Origin of the sequence: Curtobacterium sp. MCBA15_012 (assembly GCF_001864935.2) — a bacterium.
Lineage (GTDB): Bacteria > Actinomycetota > Actinomycetes > Actinomycetales > Microbacteriaceae > Curtobacterium.
On the sequence record NZ_CP126267.1, the window covers coordinates 1421265 to 1448180 of the forward strand.

General features: G+C 72.3%; 21 protein-coding genes. 17 read left to right on the forward strand and 4 right to left on the reverse strand.

Going from position 1 to position 26916, the window contains the following annotated elements:
• Positions 1 to 72: 72 nt before the first annotated feature.
• On the reverse strand, positions 73 to 1917 hold the full coding sequence (locus QOL15_RS06575; RefSeq protein WP_065964875.1) for a long-chain fatty acid--CoA ligase: 1845 nt from the start codon (positions 1915 to 1917) through the stop codon (positions 73 to 75).
• Positions 1918 to 2096: 179 nt separating this feature from the next.
• Here QOL15_RS06575 and QOL15_RS06580 point away from each other — a divergent pair, with 179 nt between their 5' ends.
• The 3 genes from QOL15_RS06580 to QOL15_RS06590 all read left to right on the forward strand — a co-directional run bounded on the left by QOL15_RS06580 (position 2097) and on the right by QOL15_RS06590 (position 5273).
• Positions 2097 to 3050, forward strand: a complete 954-nt coding sequence (locus QOL15_RS06580) for an ROK family protein (protein WP_065964879.1) — start codon at positions 2097 to 2099, stop codon at positions 3048 to 3050.
• A 38-nt stretch (positions 3051 to 3088) separates the two neighbouring features.
• A complete protein-coding gene (locus tag QOL15_RS06585) occupies positions 3089 to 3814 on the forward strand; it encodes a 1-acyl-sn-glycerol-3-phosphate acyltransferase (RefSeq protein WP_065964873.1) in 726 nt (241 codons plus the stop codon).
• Between the two features lie 73 nt (positions 3815 to 3887).
• Positions 3888 to 5273, forward strand: a complete 1386-nt coding sequence (locus tag QOL15_RS06590; RefSeq protein WP_071247395.1) for a class II 3-deoxy-7-phosphoheptulonate synthase — start codon at positions 3888 to 3890, stop codon at positions 5271 to 5273.
• Positions 5274 to 5661: 388 nt separating this feature from the next.
• On the opposite strand, the gene pknB is transcribed toward QOL15_RS06590, so the two are convergent.
• Both pknB and QOL15_RS06600 read right to left on the reverse strand, forming a co-directional pair.
• The gene (gene pknB / locus QOL15_RS06595; RefSeq protein WP_071247392.1) at positions 5662 to 7686 is read right to left on the reverse strand and encodes a Stk1 family PASTA domain-containing Ser/Thr kinase; all 2025 of its coding nucleotides are present in this window, start codon (positions 7684 to 7686) and stop codon (positions 5662 to 5664) included.
• A 129-nt stretch (positions 7687 to 7815) separates the two neighbouring features.
• On the reverse strand, positions 7816 to 9117 hold the full coding sequence (locus tag QOL15_RS06600; RefSeq protein WP_254784117.1) for a LysM peptidoglycan-binding domain-containing protein: 1302 nt from the start codon (positions 9115 to 9117) through the stop codon (positions 7816 to 7818).
• A 171-nt stretch (positions 9118 to 9288) separates the two neighbouring features.
• Here QOL15_RS06600 and QOL15_RS06605 point away from each other — a divergent pair, with 171 nt between their 5' ends.
• Complete coding sequence (locus QOL15_RS06605; RefSeq protein ID WP_253181572.1) at positions 9289 to 9645, forward strand: Rv2175c family DNA-binding protein; 357 nt, start codon at positions 9289 to 9291, stop codon at positions 9643 to 9645.
• 112 nt (positions 9646 to 9757) lie between these two features.
• Here the strand turns inward: QOL15_RS06605 and QOL15_RS06610 are convergent, their stop codons facing one another.
• Positions 9758 to 10876: a polyprenyl synthetase family protein gene (locus tag QOL15_RS06610; RefSeq protein ID WP_071247390.1), complete on the reverse strand. Its 1119-nt coding sequence runs from the start codon at positions 10874 to 10876 to the stop codon at positions 9758 to 9760.
• Between the two features lie 192 nt (positions 10877 to 11068).
• On the opposite strand from QOL15_RS06610, the gene QOL15_RS06615 reads away from it, so the two are divergent.
• The 13 genes from QOL15_RS06615 to QOL15_RS06675 all read left to right on the forward strand — a co-directional run bounded on the left by QOL15_RS06615 (position 11069) and on the right by QOL15_RS06675 (position 26756).
• Complete coding sequence (locus QOL15_RS06615; RefSeq protein WP_065960846.1) at positions 11069 to 11470, forward strand: DUF3040 domain-containing protein; 402 nt, start codon at positions 11069 to 11071, stop codon at positions 11468 to 11470.
• Between the two features lie 359 nt (positions 11471 to 11829).
• Complete coding sequence (mraZ, locus tag QOL15_RS06620) at positions 11830 to 12261, forward strand: division/cell wall cluster transcriptional repressor MraZ (protein WP_065960850.1); 432 nt, start codon at positions 11830 to 11832, stop codon at positions 12259 to 12261.
• Positions 12262 to 12368: 107 nt separating this feature from the next.
• Positions 12369 to 13325, forward strand: a complete 957-nt coding sequence (gene rsmH, locus QOL15_RS06625; protein ID WP_065960933.1) for a 16S rRNA (cytosine(1402)-N(4))-methyltransferase RsmH — start codon at positions 12369 to 12371, stop codon at positions 13323 to 13325.
• Position 13326: 1 nt separating this feature from the next.
• Positions 13327 to 14040, forward strand: coding sequence for a hypothetical protein (locus QOL15_RS06630; protein WP_071247388.1), 714 nt, complete (start codon positions 13327 to 13329; stop codon positions 14038 to 14040).
• A 72-nt stretch (positions 14041 to 14112) separates the two neighbouring features.
• Positions 14113 to 15882 (forward strand): penicillin-binding protein 2, encoded by a 1770-nt coding sequence (locus tag QOL15_RS06635; RefSeq protein ID WP_083230083.1) that lies wholly within the window; start codon positions 14113 to 14115, stop codon positions 15880 to 15882.
• A gap of 14 nt (positions 15883 to 15896) precedes the next feature.
• A complete protein-coding gene (locus QOL15_RS06640; RefSeq protein WP_071247492.1) occupies positions 15897 to 17525 on the forward strand; it encodes a Mur ligase family protein in 1629 nt (542 codons plus the stop codon).
• Positions 17522 to 19018 carry a UDP-N-acetylmuramoyl-tripeptide--D-alanyl-D-alanine ligase gene (gene murF, locus QOL15_RS06645; protein ID WP_071247386.1) on the forward strand — a complete coding sequence of 499 codons (1497 nt, stop codon included), beginning with the start codon at positions 17522 to 17524 and terminating at the stop codon, positions 19016 to 19018. Before QOL15_RS06640 ends, murF begins: the two co-directional genes overlap by 4 nt.
• Positions 19015 to 20118 (forward strand): phospho-N-acetylmuramoyl-pentapeptide-transferase, encoded by a 1104-nt coding sequence (gene mraY / locus QOL15_RS06650; RefSeq protein WP_071247384.1) that lies wholly within the window; start codon positions 19015 to 19017, stop codon positions 20116 to 20118. The genes murF and mraY overlap by 4 nt, the downstream gene beginning before the upstream one ends.
• Positions 20111 to 21637 (forward strand): UDP-N-acetylmuramoyl-L-alanine--D-glutamate ligase, encoded by a 1527-nt coding sequence (gene murD, locus QOL15_RS06655; RefSeq protein ID WP_071247382.1) that lies wholly within the window; start codon positions 20111 to 20113, stop codon positions 21635 to 21637. Before mraY ends, murD begins: the two co-directional genes overlap by 8 nt.
• A complete protein-coding gene (ftsW, locus tag QOL15_RS06660) occupies positions 21606 to 22955 on the forward strand; it encodes a putative lipid II flippase FtsW (protein WP_083393991.1) in 1350 nt (449 codons plus the stop codon). The genes murD and ftsW overlap by 32 nt, the downstream gene beginning before the upstream one ends.
• Positions 22952 to 24055, forward strand: coding sequence for a glycosyltransferase (locus QOL15_RS06665; RefSeq protein WP_071247380.1), 1104 nt, complete (start codon positions 22952 to 22954; stop codon positions 24053 to 24055). The genes ftsW and QOL15_RS06665 overlap by 4 nt, the downstream gene beginning before the upstream one ends.
• Positions 24052 to 25455 carry a UDP-N-acetylmuramate--L-alanine ligase gene (murC, locus tag QOL15_RS06670; protein ID WP_071247378.1) on the forward strand — a complete coding sequence of 468 codons (1404 nt, stop codon included), beginning with the start codon at positions 24052 to 24054 and terminating at the stop codon, positions 25453 to 25455. Before QOL15_RS06665 ends, murC begins: the two co-directional genes overlap by 4 nt.
• On the forward strand, positions 25452 to 26756 hold the full coding sequence (locus tag QOL15_RS06675; protein ID WP_139197485.1) for an FtsQ-type POTRA domain-containing protein: 1305 nt from the start codon (positions 25452 to 25454) through the stop codon (positions 26754 to 26756). Before murC ends, QOL15_RS06675 begins: the two co-directional genes overlap by 4 nt.
• Positions 26757 to 26916 lie beyond the last annotated feature (160 nt).

A 26916-nucleotide genomic window follows, 5' to 3' on the forward strand; every position in this document is an offset into this window, starting at 1 on the left:
CCTGGAGGCCCGGTGCCGGCCCGACGGACCGGCACCGGGCCTCCAGGCGGTCGCCCCGGCCCTGACGGGCCGTCAGCCGCGTCGCCGCCGCGAGGTCACGACCGGCGTCGCGGTGGTCTGCACCGCAGACCCCGAGTAGATGTGCTCGACCTCCGCGGCGAAGTCCTTCATCACGACCGCGCGCTTGATCGTCAGCTTGGGCGTGAGGTGCCCGGACGCCTCGGTGAGCTCGGTGTCCACCACGGTGAACGACCGGACCGACTCGGCGCGCGACACGCGCTGGTTCGCGGCGTCGATCGCCTCCTGCACGGCCTGGTGGACACGCTCGTCGTACGCGGCCTCGCGCGCGGTGAGCACGGGGTCGATGCCGCGCGAGCGGCACCAGCCGGGCAGCATCTCCCGGTCGAGGGTGACGAGGGCGGCGACGAACGGCTTGCCCTCGCCGACCACGACCACCTGGCCGACCAGCGGGTGCTCGCGGATGCCGTCCTCGAGCGGGGCGGGGGCGACGTTCTTGCCGCTCGCGGTGACGATGAGCTCCTTGGCCCGACCCGTGACCGTGAGCACGCCGTCGGCGTCGAGTCGTCCGAGGTCGCCGGTGCGGAACCAGCCGTCGGCGAACGCCTTCGCGGTGGCCTCCTCGTTGTGCCAGTACCGGTCGAAGACGTCGACGCCGCGGATGAGGATCTCGCCGTCGTCGGCGATCCGCACCTCGACGCCCGGCAGGGCCCGTCCGACGGTGCCGATCCGGAGTTCGGCGGCACGGTTGACCGTGGCGGGCGCGGTGGTCTCCGTCAGTCCGTAGCCCTCGAGGATGTTCACGCCGATCGACCGGAAGAAGTGCGACAGCCGCGGGGAGAGCGGCGCGGAACCACTGATCGCGTACTCGACCCGTCCGCCGATCGCCGCGCGGAGCTTCGAGAAGACGAGCTTGTCGAACAGCGCGTAGCGGGCGCGGAGGCCGAACGGCACGCGGCCGGCGGCCACCGCCTCGGAGTGCGCGACCGCGACCGCAGCGGCCGCGCGGAAGACCTTGCCCTTGCCGCCGAGGTCGGCCTTCTGCTCGGCCGAGTTGTAGATCTTCTCGAACACGCGCGGGACCGCCAGCAGGAACGTCGGGCGGAACGTCGACACCGCCTGCATGAGGTCGCGCGTGTCCGGTTCGTGGCCGACGAGGACCCCGGTGTGCACCGACATCACCGCGATGAAGCGCGCGAAGACGTGCGCCAGGGGGATGAACAGCAGCGTCGACGAGCCCTCGGCGACGACCTCGGGCATGGCCTCGGTGGCGCCCTCGACCGTCGCGGTGAAGTTGTCGTGCCGCAGGACGCAGCCCTTGGGCCGCCCGGTGGTGCCCGACGTGTAGATGATCGTCGCGTCGTCGTGCCCGTGCACGTCGGCGGTGCGGGCGTCGAGCTCGGCGTCGGTGACGGTCTCGCCGAGCCGCACGAGGTCGTCGAGTCCGCCGCCGTCGATCGTCCAGTGCTGGCCGAGGTGCGGCAGGTCCGGCGCGATCGAGGCGACCCGGCGCGCGTGCTCCTCCTGCTCGACCACGATCGCGACGGTCTCGGAGTCGGACAGGATCCAGCGCACCTGGTCGGGCGAACTCGTCTCGTAGACCGGGACCGACACGAGGCCGGCGGTCCACACCGCGAAGTCGACGAGGGTCCACTCCAGCCGCGTGCGGGACAGGATCGCGACGTGCGACCCGGGCTGCAGGCCGGCGGCCACGAAGCCCTTGGCGATGCCGCGCACGCGTGCGAGCACGTCCGACGCGGTGATCGGCGTCCAGGTGTCGCCGTGGCGCTCGGCCAGGATGTGCCGGTCGGGCGTGCGTCGGGCCCGCTCCGAGAGCAGGCGGGCCGCTGACCCGTGGTCGGGTGCGGAGGTGGGTGCGGGCTGCCGCTGATCGTTCACGGTTGACTCCCTTGTCGGCCGGTTCGATTCGAGGACGCCTCAGCGACGAGGTGTCCCGATCAGCATATGGCGAGCAGCCGGGGATCCGGTGCGAACCGGGCGGGTGGTCGCCGTGGAGCCCGGCGGCCCGGTCCGCCGCCGTCCCGGTCGGGTGCAGGGAGGCGGTAGGCTCGGTGCTCGTGCATGCCATCGGAATCGACATCGGGGGCACCAAGATCGCGGGAGCGGTCGTCACGGAGCTCGGCGAGATCCTCGCCGAGGACCGCGTCGCCACCAACGCGGCTGACCCGGACGCCATGCTGGACGACGTCGTGACGATGGTCACGCGTCTCCGCGCCGCCCACGACGTGGGAGCGGTCGGCGTCGCGGCGCCGGGCTTCATCGACGCCTCGCAGTCGATCGTCTACTACACGCCCAACATCCGGTGGCGGAACGAGCCCCTGCGGCAGAAGCTGCAGGAGCGGCTCGGCGACCTGCACATCACGGTCGACAACGACGCCAACGCGGCGGGCTGGGCGGAGTTCCGCTTCGGCGCCGGTCGGCTCGTGTCGGACATGACCATGCTCACGATCGGCACCGGTGTCGGCGGGGCCATCGTCACCGAGGACCGCCTGTTCCGCGGTGGATTCGGCACCGGCGGCGAGATCGGTCACCTCCGGATCGTGCCGAACGGCCTGCCCTGCGGCTGCGGTGCGCGCGGCTGCATCGAGCAGTACGGCTCCGGTCGTGCCCTGCAGCGCATGGCGAACGACGTCGCTGACGCCGGCGGCATCGGCTCGGCCCTCGCCGACGCCCGCGAGCAGAACGGCGGGCAGCTCGACGGCGGCATCGTCGGGGACCTCATCCTCGCCGACGACCCGGGCGCCCTCGCTGCCCTGCGCCGCCTCGGCCGGCACCTGGGCGAGGCGTGCGCCTCGCTCTCCGCCGTGCTCGACCCGCAGCTCTTCGTGTTCGGCGGCGGCGTCGCGAGCGCGGGGGACCGGCTGCTCGAGCCGATCAAGCAGGCGTACCTCGCGAACCTCCCGGCCCGCGGGTACCACCCGGAGCCCGACTTCGTCATCGCCGAGCTGGTCAACGACGCCGGCGTCGTCGGTGCCGCCGACCTCGCCCGCATCCACGCCCGCACGGCGTAGGGTCCCACCGGCACGTCCGTCGCGAACTGGAGTCGATGATGACCTACTGGCTGCTGAAGAACTTCCTGCTCGGCCCGCTCATCCTCACCCTCTTTCGCCCGTGGGTGATCGGCCGCGAGCACGTCCCCGCGAAGGGGCCCGTGATCTTCGCGTCGAACCACATCTCGTTCATCGACTCGGTGGTCCTGCCCGCGGTGCTCGACCGGCGCATCTCGTTCCTGGCGAAGAGCGACTACTTCACCGGCCGCGGCCTCAAGGGCTGGGCCACGAAGACGTTCTTCAACGCCATCGGTCAGCTGCCCATCGACCGGTCCGGCGGCAAGGCGTCCGAGGCGTCGCTGCACACCGGCCTCCAGGTGCTCGCCCGGGGTGAGCAGCTCGGCATCTACCCCGAGGGCACGCGCAGCCCCGACGGCAAGCTCTACCGCGGGCGCACCGGCATCGCGCGGATGATCCTCGAAGGCCGCGTCACGGTCGTCCCGGTCGCGATGATCGGCACCCGCGAGGTCCAGCAGATCGGGCAGCGGTTCCCGAAGCCGAAGCGCGTCGGCGTCGTGTTCGGCAAGCCGCTCGACTTCTCGCGCTTCGAGGGGTTCGAGACCGACCGCTTCATCCTGCGCAGCGTCACCGACGAGGTCATGCACGAGCTCGCCGGCCTGAGCCGCCAGGAGTACGTCGACGTCTACGCCACGAGCGTCAAGGAGCGCGCGAGCTCCGCACGCGAACAGGTCATGCAGACCCGTCGGGGTCCGGCCGCCCGCTAGGATCTGAGGACCCCGGCACCCGCCGGACGACCTGTCCCACCAGGTCTGGAACCCAGAACTCCGAGGTACCGCCTTGCCCGAGACGCTCGACCCCGTCGCCCTGCACGATCCGGACGTCATCGAGGGCCTCGACCACTGGCGCACCCTGCCGATCAAGCAGCAGCCGACGTGGCCGGACGCCGCCGAGGCCGAGGCTGCCTCGGCCGAGATCGCCACGCTCCCGCCGCTCGTCTTCGCGGGCGAGGTCGACAAGCTGCGCGACCGGCTCGCCGCCGCGGCCCAGGGCCGGGCGTTCCTGCTCCAGGGCGGCGACTGCGCCGAGACCTTCGCCGGTGCCACCGCCGACTCGATCCGCGACCGCGTGAAGACGATCCTGCAGATGGCGGTCGTGCTGACGTACGGCGCCTCGATGCCGGTCATCAAGATGGGCCGGATGGCGGGACAGTTCGCCAAGCCCCGGTCGAGCGACTTCGAGACCCGCGGCGACGTCACGCTGCCCGCCTACCGCGGCGACATCGTCAACGGCTACGACTTCACGCCGGAGAGCCGCCGCGCCGACCCGCGCCGCCTCGTGCAGGGGTACCACACCGCCGCGTCGACCCTGAACCTCGTCCGCGCCTTCACGCAGGGCGGGTTCGCCGACCTGCGCCAGGTGCACTCCTGGAACAAGGGCTTCGCGTCGAACCCGGCCAACGCCCGGTACGAGCACCTGGCGAAGGAGATCGACCGCGCGATCCGCTTCATGGACGCCTGCGGTGCCGACTTCGAGGCGCTCAAGCACACCGAGTTCTACGCCTCGCACGAGGGTCTGCTCATGGACTACGAGCGCCCGATGACCCGGATCGACTCCCGCTCCGGCCAGGCGTACGACACCTCCGGCCACTTCATCTGGATCGGGGAGCGCACGCGCGACCTGGACGGCGCACACGTCGACTTCCTGTCCCGTGTCCGGAACCCGATCGGCGTGAAGCTCGGCCCCACCACCTCGGTCGCCGACATGCAGGCCCTCGTCGAGAAGCTCGACCCCGAGCGCGAGCCCGGGCGCCTGACGTTCATCACCCGCATGGGCGCCGGCAAGATCCGCGACGAGCTCCCGAAGCTGCTCGAGGCGATCAAGGGCATGGAAGCCAACCCGCTCTGGGTCACCGACCCGATGCACGGCAACGGTCTGACCACCCCGACGGGCTACAAGACCCGCCGGTTCGACGACGTCGTGGACGAGGTCCTCGGCTTCTTCGAGGCGCACCGACAGGTGGGCACGTACCCGGGCGGCATGCACGTCGAGCTCACGGGTGACGACGTCACCGAGTGCCTCGGCGGCTCGGAGCAGATCGACGAGGCGACCCTGGCGACGCGCTACGAGTCGCTGTGCGACCCGCGCCTGAACCACATGCAGTCGCTCGAGCTCGCGTTCCTCGTGGCCGAGGAGCTCGGCGCGCACCCGTACGTGCGCGCGTAGTCCCGACGCGACCCGACGACGGACGGGAGGCGCGGTGCCAGCCGGCACCGCGCCTCCCGTCCGTCGTGTGGTCGCGCCCCACGCGCCGGCCGTCGGCCCGCCTGGTCCGGCTCACCCCGGCCTGCCTGCCCTGGCCCCGCCCGGTCCGACCCACCCCGCCCGCCTGTTCGCGAAAGCGACAGATCGCCGCGGACCATCCGCGGCGATCTGTCGTTTCCGCGGACACGTCGGCGCCGGGAGGACGAGGACTGTCGCCTTCGCCGCACGGCGGCGCACCCGCGCCGCACGGCGGCGCACCCGCGCCGCACGGCGGCGCACCCGCGCCGCACGGCGGCGCACCCCGCGCCACACGGCGGCGCCCGACGCCGCGCCCCGCGCGAGCCGGTGGCTAGAGGTCGTAGCGGAGCGTGATGGTGTCGCCGCGGTGCACGGTCGTGCCCTGCACCGGGTCGGTGGAGGACACCGGCAGGACCGACTTCCAGTCGCCGATGCGGCAGAGCAGGTTGGTGCACTCCGGGACCGAGACCTCGAGCCCGAGGTTCTCGAGCGTGGCGGTGGCCTCGTCGATCGTCTTGCCGGCGACGTTCGGCAGCGTGATCGGGGTCGGACCGCGCGAGACGACGACGTTCACCGCGCTGCCCTGCACGACGGGGGAGCCCTCGGCCTCGGCGGAGATCACCTGCCCCTTCGGCACCGAGTCGTCGTACCGTTGGGTCTGCTCGCCGAGGGTCAGTCCCACGCTCTCGAGCGTCGTCGACGCGTCGGCGACGGTCTTGCCCCGGACGTCCGGCACCGGGCCGAGCGAGACCGTGAGGGTCACCGGGCCGCGCTCCCCGTACTCGGGCACCTGGGCGAGGTCGACGGTCTGGCCGTCGGTCCCCACCCCGGTGGCGGCGATGACGGTGTCCTTCGGCGCGTCGGCCGAGAACTCGTAGCGGTCGTCCTGCAGCTGGAAGTCGTCGTCGAGCGCCGCGGTCACGGTGGACACGGGTTGGCCGACGATCGCCGGCAGGGTGATCATCCGCGGGCCGTCCGAGACGACGATCTGCACCGAGGTGCCCTTGCGGACCTCGCGTGCTGCTGCGGGCTTCGTCGTCGAGACCTGGCCGCGCGTGACGACCGCGTCGAACCGGCTCGCGGTGGCCGCTGCGGTCCGGAGGCCCTGCGCCTCGAGCAGCTGCCGGGCCTGGGAGACGGACTTGCCCGCGACCTCGGGGATGCGGACGTTGCCCCACGGGCCGGGGCCGAACGCCCAGCCGACGACGCCGGCCAGGACCGCGAGGACGACGACGATCGTGAGGACGATCCACCCGCGGCGTCGACGCTTGGCGGACTTGTCGGCGAGGCGCTGTCCTGCGGGGGAGAGCGCGCCGGGCTGGGAGCCGGTGCGGCGGGGGCCGGGAGCACCGCGACGGACCGGGGCGGACGGGGCGTCGGCGGTGGCGCGGGGGATGACGCTCGTCGCGTCGCCCGAGTCCGGCGCGGAGCCGATCGAGGACGGCGAGACGGCACCGGCCGGGAGGATCGCGGTCGCGTTCTCGGGGCGCAGCACGGCCGTGCGGTACTGCCCGGTCGCGCGCTGCTGGACGCCCGACATGTGGTCGAGCATCTCGCGGGCGTCGCGGGGTCGGTCCTCGGGGTCGCGGGCCGTCGACCAGGCCACGAGGTCGTCGAGCTCCGGCGGGATCCCGGGCGTCGACGCGCTCGGGGCCGGCACGGTGTCGTTGGCGTGCTGGTAGGCGATCTGCATCGGCTGGTCGCCCTTGTAGGGCTGCTCGCCGGTGAGCATCTCGTAGAGCATGATGCCGAGCGCGTAGATGTCGCTGCGCGAGTCGGCGGACCCGCGGGTGACGAGCTCGGGGGAGAGGTAGGCGATGGTGCCGAGGAGCGCCGCGCCGGTCGCGGTGTTCGCGGTCGTCGCACGGGCGAGCCCGAAGTCGCCGAGCTTGATGCGCCCGTCGTCGGCGAGCAGGACGTTCTCGGGCTTGAGGTCGCGGTGCACGATCCCGGCGCGGTGCGCCGAGGCGAGACCGGCGAGGACGGCCCGGAGGATGTCGGTCGCCTGCTCGGGCGTGAGCGCGTGGTGCTCCTGCAGGAGGTCCCGGAGCGTGATGCCCGGGATGTACTCCATGACGATGTACGCGGTGTCGTCCTCGGCACCCTGGTCGTAGACGCCGACGAGGTTCGGGTGGGAGAGCCGGGCGGCCGACCGGGCCTCCTGGATGAAGCGCTCCCGGAACGCCTGGTCGTCGGCCAGGTGTCCGTGCATGATCTTGATCGCGACCCGGCGCTCGAGCCGGACGTCGGTCGCGAGGTACACCGTGGCCATGCCGCCGCGGGCGATCCGCGAGCGCACGCGGTACCGCTGGTCGATCATGCGACCGATCATGGGGTCCGTGGCGTTGGTGGTCATCGGCGGCATTCTACGAAGCCGTCCTGGTCGGGCCCGCGCTGACGCACCGGTCGTTACCCGATCTCGATCTCGAGGATGAGTCGGGTCGGCCGACCGACCGGCTGCGCGTGTCCGCTACGGACGTCGGGGTCAGAGCGTGGCCAGGAGCGACTTCGCGGTCTGCTCCCACTTCGCGTACTCGCCCGGGTACGCGGAGACCTGCACGGCCTGCGCCGCGTCGGTCAGGGCCATGCCCGACCAGTTCGGGATCGCGAGCAGGCCGCGGGTCTTGCCCGGGTTGCCCTTGAAGAAGAGGCGCGTGGCCGAAGCCGGGTCCTGCAGCGTGGCCTTGTCGCCCCAGCCCTGGCTCGGACGCTGTTGGAACAGGCCGACCGAGTCACGGTCGCCGTTCGGCAGGTTGCGCAGGCTCGACTCCTGGAGTGCGGCGGCGAGGGCGATGACGATCCCGCGCTCCGGCACCCCCATCGACCGACCGACCGAGGCGATCGTGGCCGCGTTCGCGCGCTGCTCGGCGGAGAGCGCGACCCCGTTGACGCTGGACTGGACGGGGCCGGCGACGGCGACGGTCGTCGGCGCGGACGCCGTCACGGTGGACGCCGGGAGTACGAGGGTCTTGCCCGCGTAGATCGTGCTCGTGTAGGTCAGGCCGTTCGCCGACAGGAGCGCCTTCACCGACACCCCGTTCGCCGTGGCGATCGCGGCGATGGTGTCGCCGGTCCGGATCTGGACGCTGCCGGCCCGCGCCGGAGCGCTCGCGGCGGCCGGTGCTGCGGTCGCCGCCGGAGCCGGGGCGGCCGAGACCGGCGCCGGGGCGGACGCGCCCGGGACGGTCAGGGTCTGGCCGGGGTAGATCGTGGAGCGCTGCGACAGGTTGTTCGCGCTGAGCAGCGCCGAGGTGGAGACCCCCACGCGCGCGGCGATCGCGGACACCGTGTCGCCCTGCTTGACGTGGTAGCTGCCCGTGGCGCTCGCGGTCGCGGTGGACGCCGGGCGAGCCGGCGCTGCTGCCGAGGCCGCGGGCTGCGACGCCAGGTGCAGGGTCTGGCCCGGGTGGATGATCGTGTTCCAGCCGAGGCCGTTGCGCACGAGGACGTCCTGCGCGGACAGCCCGAAGCGGGACGCGATGCCGGAGATCGTGTCGCCCTGGCGGACCGTGTACGTGGTCGGCGCCGCCGACACCGACGCGACCGTGGTGACGGTGGCCTGGCCGGGGCGGGCGACCGCGGTGCCGAAGACCGGGCGGTCCCCGACGTTGCGGTCCTGGTCGACCTGCCGCTTCTTCGCGGAGTCGTCGTCGTGCCGGGGCTCGGCGTGGGCGATCGGACCGGTGAGGCCGGCCGTCACCGCGATCGTGCCCGCGAGGACGATGGGCATGGTGGCGAACCGGGCGGATCGTGCGCGCCGGGCGACTTCGTCTGCAGCGTTGTCCACGGGTTTCTCCTGTCTGGGGTGAGCCGTCCTCGCGCGTGCGAGCACTCACAGGTGACTCCACGCTGGCATGGCGTGATTCCCAAGTCAACCAGAGAGTCGAGTGGGGTGCATGTGACTCGTGTGACGAACGAGACCGACGGCACCGGGCGTCTCCTCTGGCACGATGGGTCCGTGAGTGCTGCACCGATCGACGACACGACCCTCTCCGAGCGCTGGCTGACGGTCCCCGACCTGGTGGACATGCTGAGCACCAGCCCGGGGCGCATCCACCGCCTGTTCGAGCAGAAGACCCTGCTCGCCGCCCGGGTCGGTGGTGTCCTCCGGGTCCCGAGCGAGTTCCTGGACGGCCGCGAGCCCCTGCCCGAGCTGCGCGGGACGCTCGTCGTCCTCGGCGACAACGGCTTCACCGACGACGAGGCCGTGCGCTGGATGCTGTCCGAGGAGCCCGCCCTGGGGACCTCGCCGATCGCGGCGCTGCGCGCCGGCCGCAAGGCCGAGGTGCGCCGCGTCGCCCAGTCGCTGCTCTGACGGGCAGTCGCTGCCCTGACGGACCGACCGAAGACGGACGGGAGGCGCGTGGCGATCGCGCCACGCGCCTCCCGTCCGTCGGTGGGTCGCGTCCCGGGCCGCGCGTGCGTCGCTAGGCGACCCGGCGGCTGACCGTGTCGGCCAGCGCGAGGAGCTGGTCGCGCGCGGACGGCGTGAGCGGGGTCGCCTCGAGCGCGGTCTTCGCGCGGTGCACGTGCCGCTCGATCGAACGCTCGACCGCGGCGACCGCGCCGGACTCGGTGAGCGTCGCGCGGAGCATCTGCACCTGCGCCTCGTCGAGCTCCGGGTCGCCGAGGAGCTCGTCGAGGAGCTGCCGCGGGCCGGGGGACAGCGCCTTGCGGGCCGAGGCGATGAGGACGGTGCGCTTGCCCTCGCGGAGGTCGTCGCCCGCGGGCTTGCCGGTCACCTCGGGGTCACCGAAGACGCCGAGCAGGTCGTCCCGCAGCTGGTACGCGACGCCGAGGGGGAGGCCGAACGAGCGGAGGCCCTCGAGTTGGGCCTCGGACGCACCGGCGACCAGGGCGCCGATCACGAGCGGGGCCTCGATCGAGTACTTCGCCGACTTGAAGACGATGACGCGTTGGGCACGGACGAGGTGCTCGGACTCGTCGATCGACGGCCAGGCGGTCTCCTCGTGGACGTCGAGGTACTGACCGGCCGTGACGTCGAGCCGCATCGCGTGGAACTCCCGCCGCACGATCCGGGCACGGGCGGGGTCGAGCAGGGCCAGGCCCTCGTCGAAGACCGCGTCGCTCAGGGAGAGCAGCAGGTCGCCGAGCAGGAGCGCGGAGTTCGTGCCGTAGAGGGAGCGGTCACCGGCCCAGCCGGACTCGGCGTGCAGTGACTCGAACCGGCGGTGCGCCGCGGGGCGCCCGCGACGGGTGTCGGAGCGGTCCATGATGTCGTCGTGCACGAGGGCTGCGGCGTGGAAGACCTCGAGCGCGGCGGCGACGGTGACGATCGCCTCGGCGGTGGTCTGCCGGGACCCCTCGGCCAGGGGGTCGAAGGAGCCCGACCGGCCCGCCACCGACTGCCATCCCCAGTAGCAGAACAGCGCCCGGAAGCGCTTGCCGCCGGACAGCAGGTCCCGCGCGTACCGGTCGAACGGCGCGAGGTCCGGGCTGATCGCGAGGAGCCGCTCACGCTGCTCGTCGAGGGCCCGTTCCACCCGTGCCGAAACGAGGTCCACTAATCGCGTACTCTCAGCCACGGTCCCTACCCTAGTGGAGCGGCTGAGACGTAGACTCGGTCCACTTCCGGCGGTGGTGCCGACCTGACTCCACCGACCCGCACGAACGGGCCGTGACCTCGGTCGAGCCGGAGCAACCAGTGCCCGTCACGACCGGTGCGAGCACGACCAGCGGTCACCAGGACAGCATCCCCAGGAACAGAGGGAAACAAGATGCCACTCTCGGAGCAAGAGCAGCGCCTCCTCGAGGAGATGGAGCGCAGCCTCTACCAGAACGACTCCGACTTCGTGGCGCGCGTCACGCGTCGCCAGGGCCGTCCGAGCTACACGACGATCACCATCGGGGTGCTCGGTGCCCTCGTCGGGATCGCCGTCCTCGTCCTCGCGCTCGTCCTCAAGCAGCCGTTGCTCGGTCTGCCCGGCTTCGTCGTGATGCTCGCCGGCGTGCTCTACGCGCTGCGTCCGGGCATGCGCATGCCGAAGGCCGGGGCCGGTGCGCCGCGCGCCGGGTCCTCCGCGCCGGGTCGCCCCGCGCGTCCCGCATCGTCGGGCGGGTCCTTCATGGACCGGCTCAACGAGCGCTGGGACAAGCGCAACGATCCCGGGCAGCAGTAGCCGCTCCTCCACACGCCTCCACGGGGCCGGTCCTTCGGGACCGGCCCCGTTCGTCGTTCCCGGGGGTGGGGTGACGGACGGGAGGCGCGGGGCGGGGCCGACCCGCGCCTCCCGTCCGGCGCGCCCTCCGACCGCCACCGACCTGTGGAAGTCCTCCACTTCCCTCCACGCGCGCCACCGCGCGCCCGATCGCCGTGTCTGCGCGGATCGGTGCCGCTCGTCCCCACCGCCGGGGCGCTCCAGGGGCCCCCAGAACGGGGGATCCGGGCAGATCGGGGAGCCCTGACCGTTCCGCGGGGAGCGAAGTGGAGTAAAGTGGGGAACACGACGGTCCGGTGGAGCGGAGGGGAGGCCCCGACGTGTTGCTCGGTACCCATGCCCCGAAGCTCGACGAGAAGGGTCGCGTGATCCTCCCCGCCAAGTTCCGGGACGAACTGTCCGGCGGGCTCGTGATGACCCGTGGACAGGAGCGTTGCGTCGTCGTCTACAGCGCGGACACGTTCGAGCAGCTGCACGAACGGATCCGCACCGCACCGATGACGTCGAAGCGCACCCGGGACTACATGCGCCTGTTCCTCTCCGGAGCGAGCGCGGAGACCCCGGACAAGCAGAACCGCGTCACGATCCCGCAGAACCTCCGCGAGTACGCGGGGCTCGAGCGGGACCTCACGGTCATCGGCAGCGGTGACCGTGCCGAGATCTGGTCGACCCCCGCGTGGGAGGCCTACTACGCAGAGGTCGAAGAGGGCTTCGCCGACAACGACGAGGAGGTGATCCCGGGGATCTTCTGATCCGTGGATCGGGACTCCCAGCCGTGGTGCCCTGACACACCTTCCCCGGTGTCAGGTCGCATGGATGGGGATCCGGGTGCGTGGCCCAGGAGGCCGAGGGGCTGCACATGGCCGAAGACCAGCCGAAGTTCCCGCACACGCCGGTGATGCTGCAGCGCATCGTCGACCTGTTCACACCGACCCTCGAGGGGCCGGGCAAGGTCGTCGTCGACGCCACGCTCGGCATGGGCGGACACTCCGAGGCGCTCCTCGAGCGCTTCCCGGAGCTGACCCTGATCGGGCTCGACCGCGACACCGACGCCCTCGGCATCGCGGGGGAGCGGCTCGCCCGCTTCGGCGACCGCGTGCGCCTCGTGCACACGGTCTACGACGGCATCGTCGACGCGGTCGAGGGCGAGGGGTTCCGCGAGGTCGACGGCGTGCTGTTCGACCTCGGCGTCTCGTCGCTCCAGCTCGACCGGGCGGAGCGCGGCTTCGCCTACAGCCAGGACGCACCGCTCGACATGCGCATGGACCGGACCGAGGGGCAGACCGCCGCCGACGTCCTGGCGACCTACGACGAGGGCGAGCTGCGCCGCATCTTCCAGCGCTACGGCGAGGAGAAGCTCGCCGGGCGGTACGCCAAGGCGATCGTCGCCCGTCGAGCCGAGCGGCCGTTCGAGATGTCCGGTGACCTCGTCCAGGTCCTGCACGACGCCACCCCGGTGGCCGTGCAGCGCCAGGGACACCCGGCCAAGCGCGTCTTCCAGGCGCTCCGCATCGAGGTGAACGCCGAACTGGCCGTGCTCGAGCGGGCGATCCCGGCGGCGCTCGACACGATCGCGGTCGGTGGTCGGATCGTCGTCGAGTCGTACCAGTCGCTCGAGGACCGCCTGGTGAAGCGAGCGCTCGTCGCCCGCACCACCTCGAGCGCGCCGGCCGACCTGCCGGTCGAGCTCCCCGAGCACGCCCCCACCTTCTCCCTGGTCGTCAAGGGCGCGGAACTGGCCGACGAGGCCGAACGCGCCGCCAACCCCCGTGCCATCCCCGTGCGCCTGCGTGCGGCCGAGCGGATCCGGAAGTGACATGAGCACGAACCTCGCACTCGTCGACCCTGTCGTCGCCCCGTCGCGTGCCCCGCGCCCGTCCCGCCACGACCGGCCGGAACTGGTCGAGGTCGCGCCCACGAAGGCCCAGCGCCGGGCACGGCCGCGCATCGCGTACGCCGTGGTCGCGGTGGCGTCGCTCGGCATCCTGCTGCTCGCGCAGCTCGGCATCAGCATGGTGCTCAGCCAGGGCGCCTACACGCTGTCCTCGCTCGGCGCCGAGCAGACGAAGCTCTCGCGGACGCAGCAGTCGCTGTCCGAGGACCTCCGGGTGCTCGACTCGCCGCAGAACCTCGCCCGCAACGCGCAGGCCCTCGGGATGATCGCGAACTCCACGCCGGTGTACCTCGACCCGAAGACCGGGCAGGTCTACGGCACGCCGACCCCGGCCGCCCCCGACGAGGCGACCGCGAGCACGGCGAACCAGGTGCCGAACGCACTGCTCGACCCGGTGCCGCTCGCCGCGGGCAAGGGCGACACCGCCACGAGCAAGGAGAACGGCGACGCCGCACCGGCGCCGACCGACGCCGCGACGACGGGCACCACGGGCTCCGCCGCCGGGACCGCCTCCGGCGCCGGCGCCTCGAGCGGTGCCGCTGGGAAGACCGCAGGCGCCAGCGCGTCGGGCGGGGCATCGTCCGCGCCCGACGTAGAGTCCGACCCGAACCAGCTCCAGGCGCCCTCGACGCGGTGACCTGCGGCCCGGGACGCGCCGTGACGTGGACCCCGGGCACCCTGACGCACCACACGGGAAGGACCGCACCGCGTGACCAAGACGATCCGCAGCCGACGACTGCGCTACAGCGTCGTGATGATCGCCGTCATCGCCCTCGTGGCGGTCTTCGTGATCCGGCTGGTCGACATCCAGGTGGTCCAGGCCGCCGACCTCAACGAGCAGTCGAAGGCCAAGCGCAGCATCCCGGTGACCATCTACGGCACCCGTGGCGAGATCGTCGACCGCAACGGCGTCGAGCTGGCCGACAGCGTGAACCGCTACAACATCACGACCGCGCCGCGGCTCGTCAAGGACTTCCGGGGGACCCTCGGCGGCACCCGCGTCAAGGACGTCACGGTCGACGAGGCCCTGCGCGCGATCGCGAAGGCGTCCGGCGGCGACGTCGCGACCATGCAGAAGAACGTCGCGGCCGACCCGCGGTCCGACTTCGCCTACCTGGTCAAGGGGCTCGACGTGAAGCGGTACGAGGCGGTGCGCGAGCTCGAGGTGCCCTGGGTCTACCCGGAGCAGCAGTCGGCCCGCATCTACCCGACCGGCGCCACGGCCGGTGCCCTGACCGGGTTCATGGGGACCGACGGCGCCCAGGCCGGGCTCGAGTACTCCTACAACGCGTGCCTCGCGGGGCGCAACGGCTCCGAGACCTACGAGCGCGGTGAGGACGGCGTCCAGCTGCCCGGCAGCACCGTGACGAAGACGCAGGCCAAGGACGGCGGCACGCTGCAGACCACGATCGACAGTGACCTGCAGTACATGGCCCAGCAGACGATCGCGTCCGCCGCCAAGGACCTGCAGGCCGAGTCGGCGACCGCGACCGTCACGAGCGTGAAGACCGGCGAGCTGCTCGCCGTCGCCGACTACCCGACGGTGGACCCGAACGACGTCGACGCGACCAAGGACACGGGGGCGTACGGCTCCCGCGCGCTGACCGCCACGTACGAGCCGGGATCGACCATCAAGGCCGCGATCGCCGCGGCGCTCATCAACGAGGGCAAGTCGAGCCCGACCGACCGTGCGGTCGTCCCCTACTCGCGTTCGTTCCCGTGGGGCGGCAAGATCCAGGACTCGGAGTTCCACCCCACCGAGAACCTGACGCTCACCGGCATCCTGCAGAACTCGTCGAACGTCGGCATCACCGAGCTCGGTGAGCGCCTGTCGCAGCAGCAGCGCTACGAGTACATGAAGAAGTTCGGGTTGTTCGAGCCCGAGTCGGCCATCCAGTACCCGGGCCAGCCGTCCATGCAGTACGGCGCGAGCCCGGACTGGAGCAGCCAGACGAACATCAACTCGATGTTCGGCCAGGGCATCTCGACGACCGCGGTCCAGGTGGCGAGCGTGTTCCAGACGCTCGCGAACAACGGGGTCCGGATCCCGCTGCACATGGTCAAGGGCTGCCAGACGGCCGACGGCAAGACCATCGACGCGCCCGACGTGCAGGGCCAGCAGGTCGTCTCGCCCGCGGCCGCGAACCAGACCGTCAAGATGCTGCAGAGCGTCGTCACGGGCGGCACGCTCGTCGGCATGAAGCCGATCTCGGGCTACAACGTGGCCGCGAAGACCGGTACGGCCGAGGTCGCCGAGGGCTCGAAGGGCTACGGCGGTCAGCGCATCACGTCGGTGGCCGGAATGGCACCCGCCGAGGACCCCCAGTATGTTGTCACGGTGACGTTCACGAAGCCGCAGACCAACAAGTGGTCCAGCGGAGCGGCTCCGGCGTTCCGAACTCTCATGTCCCAGGTGCTCGAGAAGTACCGAGTAGCCCCCTCCACGGCCGAGGCGCAGCTGTACCCGTCCACGTGGTGAGGAAGAAGGAGCACTTGTCCGCACGGATCCCCCCGGTCCTCCGACCCGAACACCCGACCCCGAGGAGCGTGGCCGAACTCGCGAACGCGTTCGGCATGCGCGTCGTCGGCACGGTCGACGCCGTCGAGGCGACGGGCGTCACCCTGAGCGCCGCTGAGGTGCAGCCGGGTGACCTGTTCGTCGGTGTGCACGGTGCGAACCGGCACGGCGCGCAGTTCGCCGCCGAGGCCGCCGAGCGCGGTGCCGTCGCCGTCCTGACCGACGCCGAGGGCGTGGCACTGGCCGAGCCCGCGGGCCTGCCGGTGCTCGTGGTCGAGGACCCCCGTGCCGCACTCGGCGACGTCTCGGCCTGGGTCTACCGCACCCACCCGGACGAGGCCACCGACCTGCCGCAGCTGTTCGCCACGACCGGCACGAACGGCAAGACGAGCACGTCGTACATCCTCGAGGGCATCCTCAAGCAGCTCGGCCTCGTGTCCGGCCTGAGCTCGACCGCGGAGCGTCACATCGGGTCGCTCAGCGTGACGAGCCGGCTGACCACGCCCGAGGCGAGCGAGATGCACGCCCTGCTCGCCCGGATGCGCGAGTCCGAGGTCCGCGCGGTCGCCGTCGAGGTGAGCGCGCAGGCCCTCAGCCGGCACCGCGTCGACGGCATCGTCTTCGACGTCGCCGGGTTCACCAACCTGTCGCACGACCACCTCGACGACTACGCCGACATGGAGGAGTACTACCAGGCGAAGCTCCCGCTGTTCCAGCCCGAGCACGCCCGTCGCGGCGTCGTCTCGCTGGACACCGACTGGGGCCACCGCGTGGTGCAGGACTCCCGCATCCCGGTCACCACGATCACGGTGCACCCGGACGTCGAGGCCGAGTGGCACGTCGACATCGTCTCGGCGCAGGCCGCGTACACCGAGTTCCGCCTGACCGGACCCGAGGGCCGCGCGCTCACCACGCGGGTGCCGCTCATCGGCTGGCACATGGCCGCCAACGCGGCGCTCGCGATCGTCATGCTGGTCGAGGGCGGCTTCGAGCTCGGGGCGATCGCCCAGGCGCTCGAGTCGGGCCACCGCCGCTACCCGGACGAGACCGAGGACGGCCCCCGCGTCAGCGCGATCGAGTGCTACCTGCCGGGCCGCACCGAGCGCGTCTCGGGTGAGCACGGCCCGAGCGTGTACGTCGACTTCGGGCACTCGCCCGACGCCTTCGAGAACACCCTCGCGGCCGTCCGGCAGTTCACCCCCGGCCGGGTCCTCATGCTGTTCGGCGCCGACGGCGACCGCGACACGACGAAGCGCGCCGCCATGGCCCTCGTCGCCGCAGCCGGGTCGGACATCCTGGTCGTCACCGACCACCACCCGCGCTTCGAGGACGCCGCGAGCATCCGCAAGACCCTGGTCGACGCCGCACGCGAGGCGTTCCCCGACCACGAGACCTACGAGGTCAGCCCGCCCGAGGCCGCGATCCGCAAGGCCGTGAGCCTGCTCGGCGAGGGCGACTCGATCCTGTGGGCCGGACCCGGCCACCAGGACTACCGCGACATCCAGGGCGTCCGCACGCCGTACTCCGCCCGCGACGAGGCCCGCCAGGCGCTCCGCGAGGCCGGCTGGGAGCCGAACAGCGGCCCCACGGAGGAGATCCGATGATCGCCCTGACCCTCGCCGAGATCGCCGCCGCGATCGGCGGCGAGCTCGTCAGCGGTGCCCCGGAGCAGGTCGTCGACGGCAGCGTCGAGACCGACTCCCGCCTGGTCGGACCGGGCAGCGTGTTCTTCGCGCTGCTCGGCGAGGAGACCGACGGCCACCGCTTCGTCCCCGCCGCCGCGACCGCCGGTGCCGCCCTCGTCGTCACCGAGCGTGCCGTCGAGCTGCCCGAGGGCTCCGACACCGCCCAGGTCGTCGTGGCCGACGGCTACGCCGCCCTCGCCGCGCTCGCGCACGAGGTCGTCGCCCGCGTGCGCGCCTCGAGCGCCGACCGGACCGACGAGCACGGCGCCCCGGCACCGCTCCGCGTGGTCGGGATCACCGGTTCGAACGGCAAGACGAGCACGAAGAACATGCTCCGCACGATCCTCGCCACCCAGGGTGAGACGGTCGCGCCGCAGGGGTCGTTCAACAACCACGTCGGCGCGCCGATCTCGATGCTCGGGATCACGCACGACACGCGCTTCCTCGTGGTCGAGATGGGCGCGAGCGGCAAGGGCCACATCGCGAAGCTCGTGTCGATCGCCGAGCCCGACGTCGGCGTCGTCCTCAAGGTCGGACTCGCGCACGCCGGTGAGTTCGGCGGCATCGAGGCGACCCAGCGCGCCAAGTCCGAGATGGTCACCGACCTGCCGGCCACCGCGACGGCCCTGCTCAACGTCGACGACGACCGTGTCGCGTCCATGCGCGCGGTCACCGACGCCCGTGTGGTCGGCTTCGGCACGTCCGCCGGGGCGGACTACCGCATCGGCGGCATCGAGACGGACCGCAGCGGCACCCGCTTCACGCTCACCGCGCCTCCCGTCCCGTCGGAGGCCGCGGCAGACCACGCGGCGGACACGGCGCCGGTCCCCGAGACCGTCGACGTCCGCCTCGCCATCCTGGGCGAGCACCACGCGATGAACGCGTCCGCCGCCCTGACCGTCGCGCACCTGTGGGGCGTGCCGCTCGCCGAGGGTGCTGCGGCGCTCGCGTCGATGACGCGCGCCGAGCGCTGGCGCATGGAGCTGCTCCAGGGCGGCCCCGAGGGCGTGACCGTCATCAACGACGCCTACAACGCGTCGCCCGACTCGACGGCGGCTGCACTGCGGACCCTCGCGCAGGTCGTGCGACCGGGGGAGCGCTCCGTCGCCGTGCTCGGCGAGATGGCCGAGCTCGGCGAGTTCTCCGTGGAGGAGCACGACCGCATCGGTCGGCTCGTCGTGCGGCTCGGCATCGGCCAGCTCGTGGTCGTCGGCCGCGGCGCGCTGCCCATCCACCAGGCCGCCACCCTCGAGGGATCGTGGGACGGCGAGTCCGTGTACGCCGAGGACGTCGACGAGGCCGTCCGCACCCTGCAGGACATGCTGCGTCCCGGTGACGTCGTCCTGGTCAAGTCCTCGAAGTCCGCGGAACTGCGATTCCTCGGCGACCGCCTCGGAGGTGTCACCGAATGATCGCGCTCCTGATCGCCGGCGCCGTGTCGCTGGTGTTCACACTGCTGCTCACGCCGTTGTTCATCAAGCTGTTCCACCGTCTCGGGTGGGGGCAGTTCATCCGTGACGACGGCCCGCAGTCGCACCACACCAAGCGGGGCACCGCCACCATGGGCGGCATCGTCCTGATCCTCGGCGCGGTGCTCGGCTACTTCGTCGGGCACCTCGTCGGCCGTGACTCGGTCACGCTCTCCGGGCTGCTCGTGCTGTTCCTCATGGTCGGCCTCGGGTTCGTCGGGTTCATCGACGACTTCCTCAAGGTCCGCCGCCAGCGCAGCCTCGGGCTCGGTGGCTGGGCGAAGGTCCTCGGGCAGGTGATCGTCGGCGTCGTGTTCGCGACGATCGCGCTCGTGGTCCCGACCGGCAACGGCAAGCCCCCGGCGTCCACGATGATCTCCGCGATCCGGGACGTCCCGTGGCTCGACTTCATGGCGCTCGGCACCGTGATCGGCACGATCCTGTTCCTCGCGTGGATCGTCCTGCTGACCGTGTCGACCTCGAACGGCGTCAACGTCGCCGACGGGCTCGACGGCCTGGCGACCGGGTCGAGCATCCTCGCGATCGGGTCCTACGTCATCATCGGGTTCTGGCAGTCGAACCAGATCTGCGGCGGCATCCGGCTCGACGAGTCGACGCGCGCCGCCTGCTACAGCACCTCGGACCCGCTCGACCTCGCGGTCGTCGCGGCGGCCGTGTGCGGAGGCCTGATCGGCTTCCTCTGGTACAACACCTCGCCCGCGCAGATCTTCCTCGGTGACACCGGCTCGCTCGGCCTCGGCGGTGCCCTTGCCGGGCTCGCGATCCTCAGCCGCACCGAGCTCCTGCTCGTCCTCATCGGCGGTCTGTTCTTCATCGTCACCGGATCGGTCATCCTGCAGCGCGCGTACTTCAAGATCACGCACGGCAAGCGCATCTTCCGGATGAGCCCCCTGCACCACCACTTCGAGCTCAAGGGCTGGGCCGAGGTCACCGTCGTCGTCCGCTTCTGGATCATCGCGGGGCTGTGCGTCGCGGCCGGGGTCGGACTCTTCTACCTGGAATGGATCGCACGAGTTGGTTGACGCCCGTACGGAAGGTCTCGACAGCTGGTACGCCGAGGGGTGGAAGGGCCTGCAGGTCGCGGTCCTCGGGCTCGGTGCCACGGGCTTCTCGGTCGCGGACACGCTCGTCGAACTCGGCAGTGCCGTGACGGTCTACGCGCCGGACGGTCCCGCCGACACGGTCGAGCTGCTCGACGTGATCGGGGCGCGCTTCGAGCGCACCCCGCTCGACGCCGTGCCCACCGCGCTCGAGCAGCAGGCGCCGGACCTGGTCGTCGTCTCGCCGGGCCTGCCGCCGCACAACGCCACCGTCCGGTGGGCCGTCGAGCACAGCACGGTCTGGGGCGACGTCGAGCTCGCCTGGCGCGTGCGCGACAAGGTCGTCCGCGGTCCGATCGCCGCGCCGTGGGTCACCATCACGGGCACGAACGGCAAGACCACGACGACGCAGCTCACGACCGCGATGTTCCAGGCCGCCGGGCTGCGCGCGGTCGCGTGCGGGAACATCGGGGTGCCGGTGCTCGACGTCGTGCGCGACCCCGAGGGCTTCGACGTCCTGGTGGTCGAGCTGTCGAGCCACCAGCTGCACTACATGCCGACGACGGGTGACGGCGCGGTCGTCCCGCTCGCGAGCGCCTGCCTGAACATCGCCGACGACCACCTCGAGTGGCACGGCTCCGCCGAGGCCTACCGCGCGGCGAAGGCCAAGGTCTACGAGCGCTCCGTGATGGCGTGCGTCTACAACACCGCGGACGCCGCGACCCGTCGCATGGTCGAGGAGGCCGACGTGGTCGAGGGCTGCCGTGCGGTCGGCTTCACGCCCGGGGTCCCCGCAGCCGGCGACGTGGGCATCGTCGACGACGTGCTCTGCGACCGGGCCTTCACCGAGGACCGGCGGAACAGCGCGCTCGAGCTGGCGACCGTCGCCGACCTCGAGGCCGCCGGGCTCGCGAGCCCGCACATGACCATGAACGTGCTCGCCGCGGCGGCCCTGGCCCGCGCGGCCTCGGTCGAGCCGGCGCACATCCGGTCCGCGGTGCAGGGTTTCCACGCCGACCACCACCGCACCGAGCACGTCGCGACCGCGGACGGCGTCACGTGGGTCGACGACTCGAAGGCGACGAACCCGCACGCGGCCACCGCGTCGCTCGCGTCGTTCGACACCGTCGTGTGGGTCGTCGGCGGTCTGTTCAAGGGCGTCGACGTCGACGGGCTCGTCGAGCGCTTCGGCCCCGACGTCCGTGCGGTCGTCGTGATCGGCACCGACCGGACCCCCGTGCTCGAGGCATTCGCGCGACACGCGCCCGCGGTCCCGGTCCTGCAGGTCCAGGCGACGGACACTGATCAGGTCATGCCCGAGGCGGTCCGGCATGCCGCATCGGTCGCGCGACCGGGCGACACGGTCCTCCTCGCCCCGGCTGCGGCGTCGTTCGACCAGTTCGAGTCGTACGCCGACCGAGGGCGCCGATTCGCGGCGGCGGTCCACGAACACCTGGGAGGCACAGCCGATGGCGACCACGGATCTCCCGAACGGGCGTAGCGGCCGGCAGACGACGACGCCGGGCACGACCGGTCGGCCGACGGGTGCGTCCCGGCCCGCTGCCGCGGCCCGGTCCACGGGTGCCGGCTCCTCCCGGCGCCCGAACGGCGCGGTCGTCGCGGTCAAGAACGTCTTCGTCGCCGAGTCGAGCACCTTCTACACGATCCTCGGCATCACGCTCTTCCTGGTCGTCTTCGGCGTCGTGATGGTGCTGTCCTCGTCGAGCGTCGAGCAGTACGCCAAGACGCACGACTTCTTCGGGGCGGCCTCGCGCCAGGGCCTGTACGCGGTGCTCGGCGTCCCGCTCATGCTCGTCGCCAGCAGGGTCTCGGCCCGGTTGTGGCGGAAGTGGGCGATGCGCATCCTCGGCGCCGCGCTCGCCCTGCAGCTGCTCGTGTACACGCCCCTCGGCATCGAGGTGCAGGGCAACCGGAACTGGGTGGGCTTCGGCTCGTTCACCGCGCAGCCCTCCGAGGCGATCAAGCTCGCGCTGGCCCTCGGCATCGGCGCGATCATGTACGTCAAGCGCGACAAGCTCGAGGACTGGAAGGAGATCTTCGTCCCGGTCGGCATCGCCACGGTGCTGCCACTCGGCATGGTCCTGCTCGGCGGCGACCAGGGCACGGCGATGATCATGCTCATCCTGGTGCTCGGCGGCCTCTACATCGGCGGCGCCCGTGCGCGGCACCTGCTCGTGATCCTCGGCTCGATCGCGGTCGTGCTGCCGTTCGTCACGATGGCGTCGGCCTCGCGCCAGACCCGCATCAGCGCGTGGCTCTCCGGCTGCACCGACTCGAACCAGTACCAGGACCTGTGCTGGCAGCCCGTCCACGGCATGTGGGCGCTCGCCTCCGGTGGCGTCTTCGGCGTCGGGCTCGGCAACTCGAAGGCGAAGTGGTCCTGGCTGCCCGAGGCGGACAACGACTACATCTTCGCGATCATCGGCGAGGAACTCGGGCTCGTCGGCGCGGTCGTCGTGCTGGCCCTGTTCGTGGTGCTCGCGGTGAGCATGGTCAAGGTCATCCGCCAGTCGAACGACCCCTTCGTCCGGACGGTGACGGGTGCGATCGTCGCGTGGATCATCGGCCAGGCGCTCGTCAACATCGCCGTCGTGCTCGGGCTGCTCCCCGTGCTCGGCGTGCCACTCCCACTCATCTCGGCCGGTGGGTCGGCGCTCATCATGACGCTCGTCGCCATCGGCGTCGTGCTGTCGTTCGCGCGGGACCTGTCCGGCAAGGGCCGTGGCACCGGGGCGAGCGGCACCGACCGCTCCCTGCCGTCGAACGGCTTCGCACCACAGAACGGAACGCTCCGGTGAGCACCTACCTCTTCGCCGGCGGCGGCACCGCCGGGCACGTCAACCCGCTGCTCGCCGTGGCCGACCGCCTGACCGAGCGCGACCCGGACGCCCGCGTGCTCGTGCTCGGGACCGCCGAGGGCCTCGAGTCGCGGCTCGTCCCGATGCGCGGCTACGAGCTGCTCACGATCCCGCGCCTGCCGTTCCCGCGGAAGCCGAACGCCGCGGCGCTGCGCTTCCCGGGCCGGTTCGCCGCGGCCGTGCGGCAGACCGAGCGCTACATCCGCGAGCACGGGGTCGACGTGGTCCTCGGTGTCGGCGGGTACGCGGCCGCCCCCGCGTACGTCGCGGCCAAGCGCACCGGCACCCCGATCGTCGTGCACGAGCAGAACGCCAAGCCCGGCCTGGCGAACCGCCTCGCGGCCTTCCTGACGTCGCACGTCGGGCTCACCTTCTCGAACACCCGGCTCCGGCACGGCCGGGTCGTCGGCATGCCGCTCCGCCGCGAGATCGAGTCGCTGGACCGACGGGCGCGGCGCGACGAGGGCCTCGCCGAGTTCGGCCTCGACCCGGCCCGCCCGGTCCTGCTCGTCACGGGCGGGTCCTCCGGGGCGCGGAGCATCAACCAGACGGTCAACCGGTCGGCGGCGACGATCGTCGGCGCCGGGTGGCAGGTGCTGCACGTCGTCGGTGGGAAGTCGGACATCGGGCCGAGCGACCTCGACGGCTACCACGTGCTGCCGTACTGCGACCGGATGGACCTGGCGTACGCCGCGGCGGACTTCGTCGTCTCGCGCGCCGGTGCCGGGATGGTGTGCGAGCTCACCGCGGTCGGCCTGCCGAGCGTCCTGGTGCCGTACCCGGTCGGCAACGGCGAGCAGCGGCACAACGCGGCCGACGTCGTCGGGGCCGGGGGAGCGGTGCTCGTCGCGGACGGGGAATTCGACGAGGACTGGGTGACGTTCCAGCTGCTCGGCATCCTGCAGGACCGCGCACGCATCGCCGACATGGCGGTCCGCGCGGGCAGCGTCGGACACCGCGACGGTGCCGACCGGATGACCGACCTCGTCCGGGACGCCGAGCGCGCCCCGAGCACCACCAGCACCACGGAGGAACGATGACCATCAAGCCGGACCTGACCCAGCCGATCCCGGACGACCTCGGCACGGTCCACTTCGTGGGCATCGGTGGCTCCGGCATGAGCGGCATCGCACGCATGTTCCTGGCCGCCGGGCACCGCGTGACGGGCAGCGACTCCCGCGAGACCGCGACGACGGCCACGATGCGCGACCTCGGCGCCGAGGTGCACATCGGCCACGACGCGGCGAACGTCGGCGCTGCCGACACGATCGTCGTCACGAGTGCGCTCTGGCCGGACAACCCCGAGCTGCTCGAGGCGCAGCGTCGCGGCCTGCCGGTGCTGCACCGGTCGCAGGCCCTCGCCGCGCTGATCGCCGAGCACCGCCTCGTCGCCGTCGCGGGTGCGCACGGCAAGACCACCTCGACGGGGATGATCGTGACCGCGCTCGTCGAGCTCGGCCTCGACCCGAGCTTCGTCAACGGCGGGGTCATCCAGTCGCTCGGCACGAGCTCCGCCCCGGGCAGCAGCGACCTGTTCGTGGTCGAGGCCGACGAGTCGGACGGCTCCTTCCTGCTCTACGACGTCGCGGTCGCACTCATCACGAACGTCGACGCGGACCACCTCGACCACTACGGCAGCGAGGAGGCCTTCATCGAGGCCTTCGTCACCTTCGCGGGCAAGGCGCGCGAGCGCATCGTCGTGTCGAGCGACGACGCGGGCGCGAAGCGGGTCACCGAGGGTGTCCGAGCGCTCGAGCACGCCCCCGAGGTCGTCACGTTCGGCGAGGCCGCCGACGCCGACGTCCGGATCGAGCGCATCGTCGAGGCCGCGAGCGTGGAGGTGGACCTCCGTGCCGACGGCTGGAGCCACCACCTGACGCTCCGCGTGCCGGGTCGGCACAACGCCGTGAACGCGGTCGGCGCCTTCGCGGTGCTCACCGGACTCGGGGTGGCCCCGGCCGACGCGATCCGCGGCATCGAGGCGTTCGGCGGGACCGAGCGGCGCTTCGAGCTGCACGGTGTCGAGCGCGGCGTGTCCGTGTACGACGACTACGCGCACCACCCGACCGAGGTCGCCGCGGCCCTCCGTGCCGCGCGCAACGTCGTGGGCGACGGCCGGATCATCGCGATCCACCAGCCGCACCTGTACTCCCGCACCCGCCTGATGGCCGGCGACTTCGCGAAGGTCTACGAGGAGCTCGCCGACCACACGGTCGTGCTCGACGTGTACGGCGCCCGCGAGGACCCGGAGCCCGGCGTCACCGGTGCCCTCGTGCAGGAGCGCTTCGCCGACCAGTCGCGCGTCGAGTTCCTGCCCGACTGGGACGAGGCGGCGGCCCGTGCCGCCGCGGTCGCCCGTGACGGCGACATCATCATGACGCTCAGCTGCGGCGACGTGTACCGGATCATCCCCCAGGTGCTCGAGGCGCTCGGCAAGTGAAGCGTCCCGAGGGCTTCGACGAGCGTCCGGACCACCCGGACGCCCCGGCCGACGGTGCCGACGCGCCGCGGCAGCGTCGTGGTCCCCGGATCCCGCGGCGTGCGTCCCGCGCGGTGCCGGCGGACGGCCGGGAGGCGCAGCCCGCTCCCGCGCCGTCGGCCGCGGTCCCCGAGACGGCGGGTCGACCGCCCGGTGCCGCACCCGACGCCGGGCACGACGAGCAGGCGTCGGCCGACGGCGGGTCGGTGCGGGACCGCGCCGGTGCCGCCGCGGGCGTCGCCGGCCGCCGGCTCGGCGCCGGGCTGTCCTCGGTCGCCGAACGACTCCGTGGGTACGCTCCCGACGAGGAGCACCGTCCCGCCGGGTCCGGCCGTGCCGAGCACGCCGACGACGACCGGGGCGACGGGGGACGCGACCACGTCGCGACCGTCACCGACGTGCTCGACGCGCACCGCGCCTCCCGGCCGTCCGACGACCACGAGGACCACGCGACCCCGATCGGTGCCGGTGTCCGTGCCGCCGAGACGGCGCGCGAGGCGCGCGTCGCGAAGCGTCGGCGCCGGCTGCTCGAGCGCAACGAGGTGCGCCGGTTCACCCGGCGCTCCCGGCACCGCCGCGCCGCCTGGACCACGGCGGCCGCGGTCGTCGTGGTCTTCGGCGCCTCGTTGCTCGTCGCGGTCTACTCGCCGCTGATGGCGTTGCAGACCATCGAGATCAAGGGGACGAACCGCGTCGACGAGACCGCGCTGCGCCAGGCGCTGTCCGCGCAGCTCGGCACGCCGCTCGCCCGCCTCGACCTCGGCGAGGTCAAGCGCGAGGTGGCCGGGTTCCCGCTCATCGAGAGCTACGTGACCGAGGAGGTCCCGCCGCACACGCTCGTGGTGACGGTGACCGAGCGCACGCCCGTCGTCGCGGTGCAGTCCGGCAGCGCGTTCGACCTGGTGGACCCGGCCGGCATCGTCGTGCAGTCGTCGCCCTCGCGGCCGGACGGGGTGCCGCTCGCCGACGTGTCGCGCGCGAAGCTCGGGTCGCCGGTGTTCCGCACGATGACCGAGGTGGTGCTCGCGCTGCCGTCGGCGGTGCGGTCGCAGGTGACCGACCTGCGCGCCTCGACGGCCGACGACGTGACGCTCACGCTGCGCGACGGGTCGAACGTCGTGTGGGGGAGCCCGGAGGACTCCGAGGCGAAGGCGGCGCTGCTCGCCGCGCTCGTCAAGGACCACGAGGGCCGCGCCCCGGGGACGCCGGTCGAGTACGACGTGTCCGCGCCGGACAACGGGATCGTCCGCGCGAAGCAGTGAGCCGGGCGACGGGATCGTCCGCGCGGAGCAGTGAGCCGGGTGACGGGATCGTCCGCGCGGAGCAGTGAGCCGGGCCGCACGGCCCGGGTGGCGGGGCGTGCGGCGGACCGACCGCGGATGGCTTGTCCGGGTGCCGGAATTGCGGAACCCGAATGACGAC

What these genes read in the sequence shown, in the direction of transcription:
- QOL15_RS06585 (WP_065964873.1), top strand. Translation starts at nt 3,089, where the DNA reads ATGACCTACTGGCTGCTGAAGAACTTCCTGCTCGGCCCGCTCATCCTC.
- pknB (WP_071247392.1), bottom strand. Translation starts at nt 7,686, where the DNA reads ATGACCACCAACGCCACGGACCCCATGATCGGTCGCATGATCGACCAG.
- QOL15_RS06615 (WP_065960846.1), top strand. Translation starts at nt 11,069, where the DNA reads ATGCCACTCTCGGAGCAAGAGCAGCGCCTCCTCGAGGAGATGGAGCGC.
- rsmH (WP_065960933.1), top strand. Translation starts at nt 12,369, where the DNA reads ATGGCCGAAGACCAGCCGAAGTTCCCGCACACGCCGGTGATGCTGCAG.
- QOL15_RS06630 (WP_071247388.1), top strand. Translation starts at nt 13,327, where the DNA reads ATGAGCACGAACCTCGCACTCGTCGACCCTGTCGTCGCCCCGTCGCGT.
- murF (WP_071247386.1), top strand. Translation starts at nt 17,522, where the DNA reads ATGATCGCCCTGACCCTCGCCGAGATCGCCGCCGCGATCGGCGGCGAG.
- mraY (WP_071247384.1), top strand. Translation starts at nt 19,015, where the DNA reads ATGATCGCGCTCCTGATCGCCGGCGCCGTGTCGCTGGTGTTCACACTG.
- ftsW (WP_083393991.1), top strand. Translation starts at nt 21,606, where the DNA reads ATGGCGACCACGGATCTCCCGAACGGGCGTAGCGGCCGGCAGACGACG.
- murC (WP_071247378.1), top strand. Translation starts at nt 24,052, where the DNA reads ATGACCATCAAGCCGGACCTGACCCAGCCGATCCCGGACGACCTCGGC.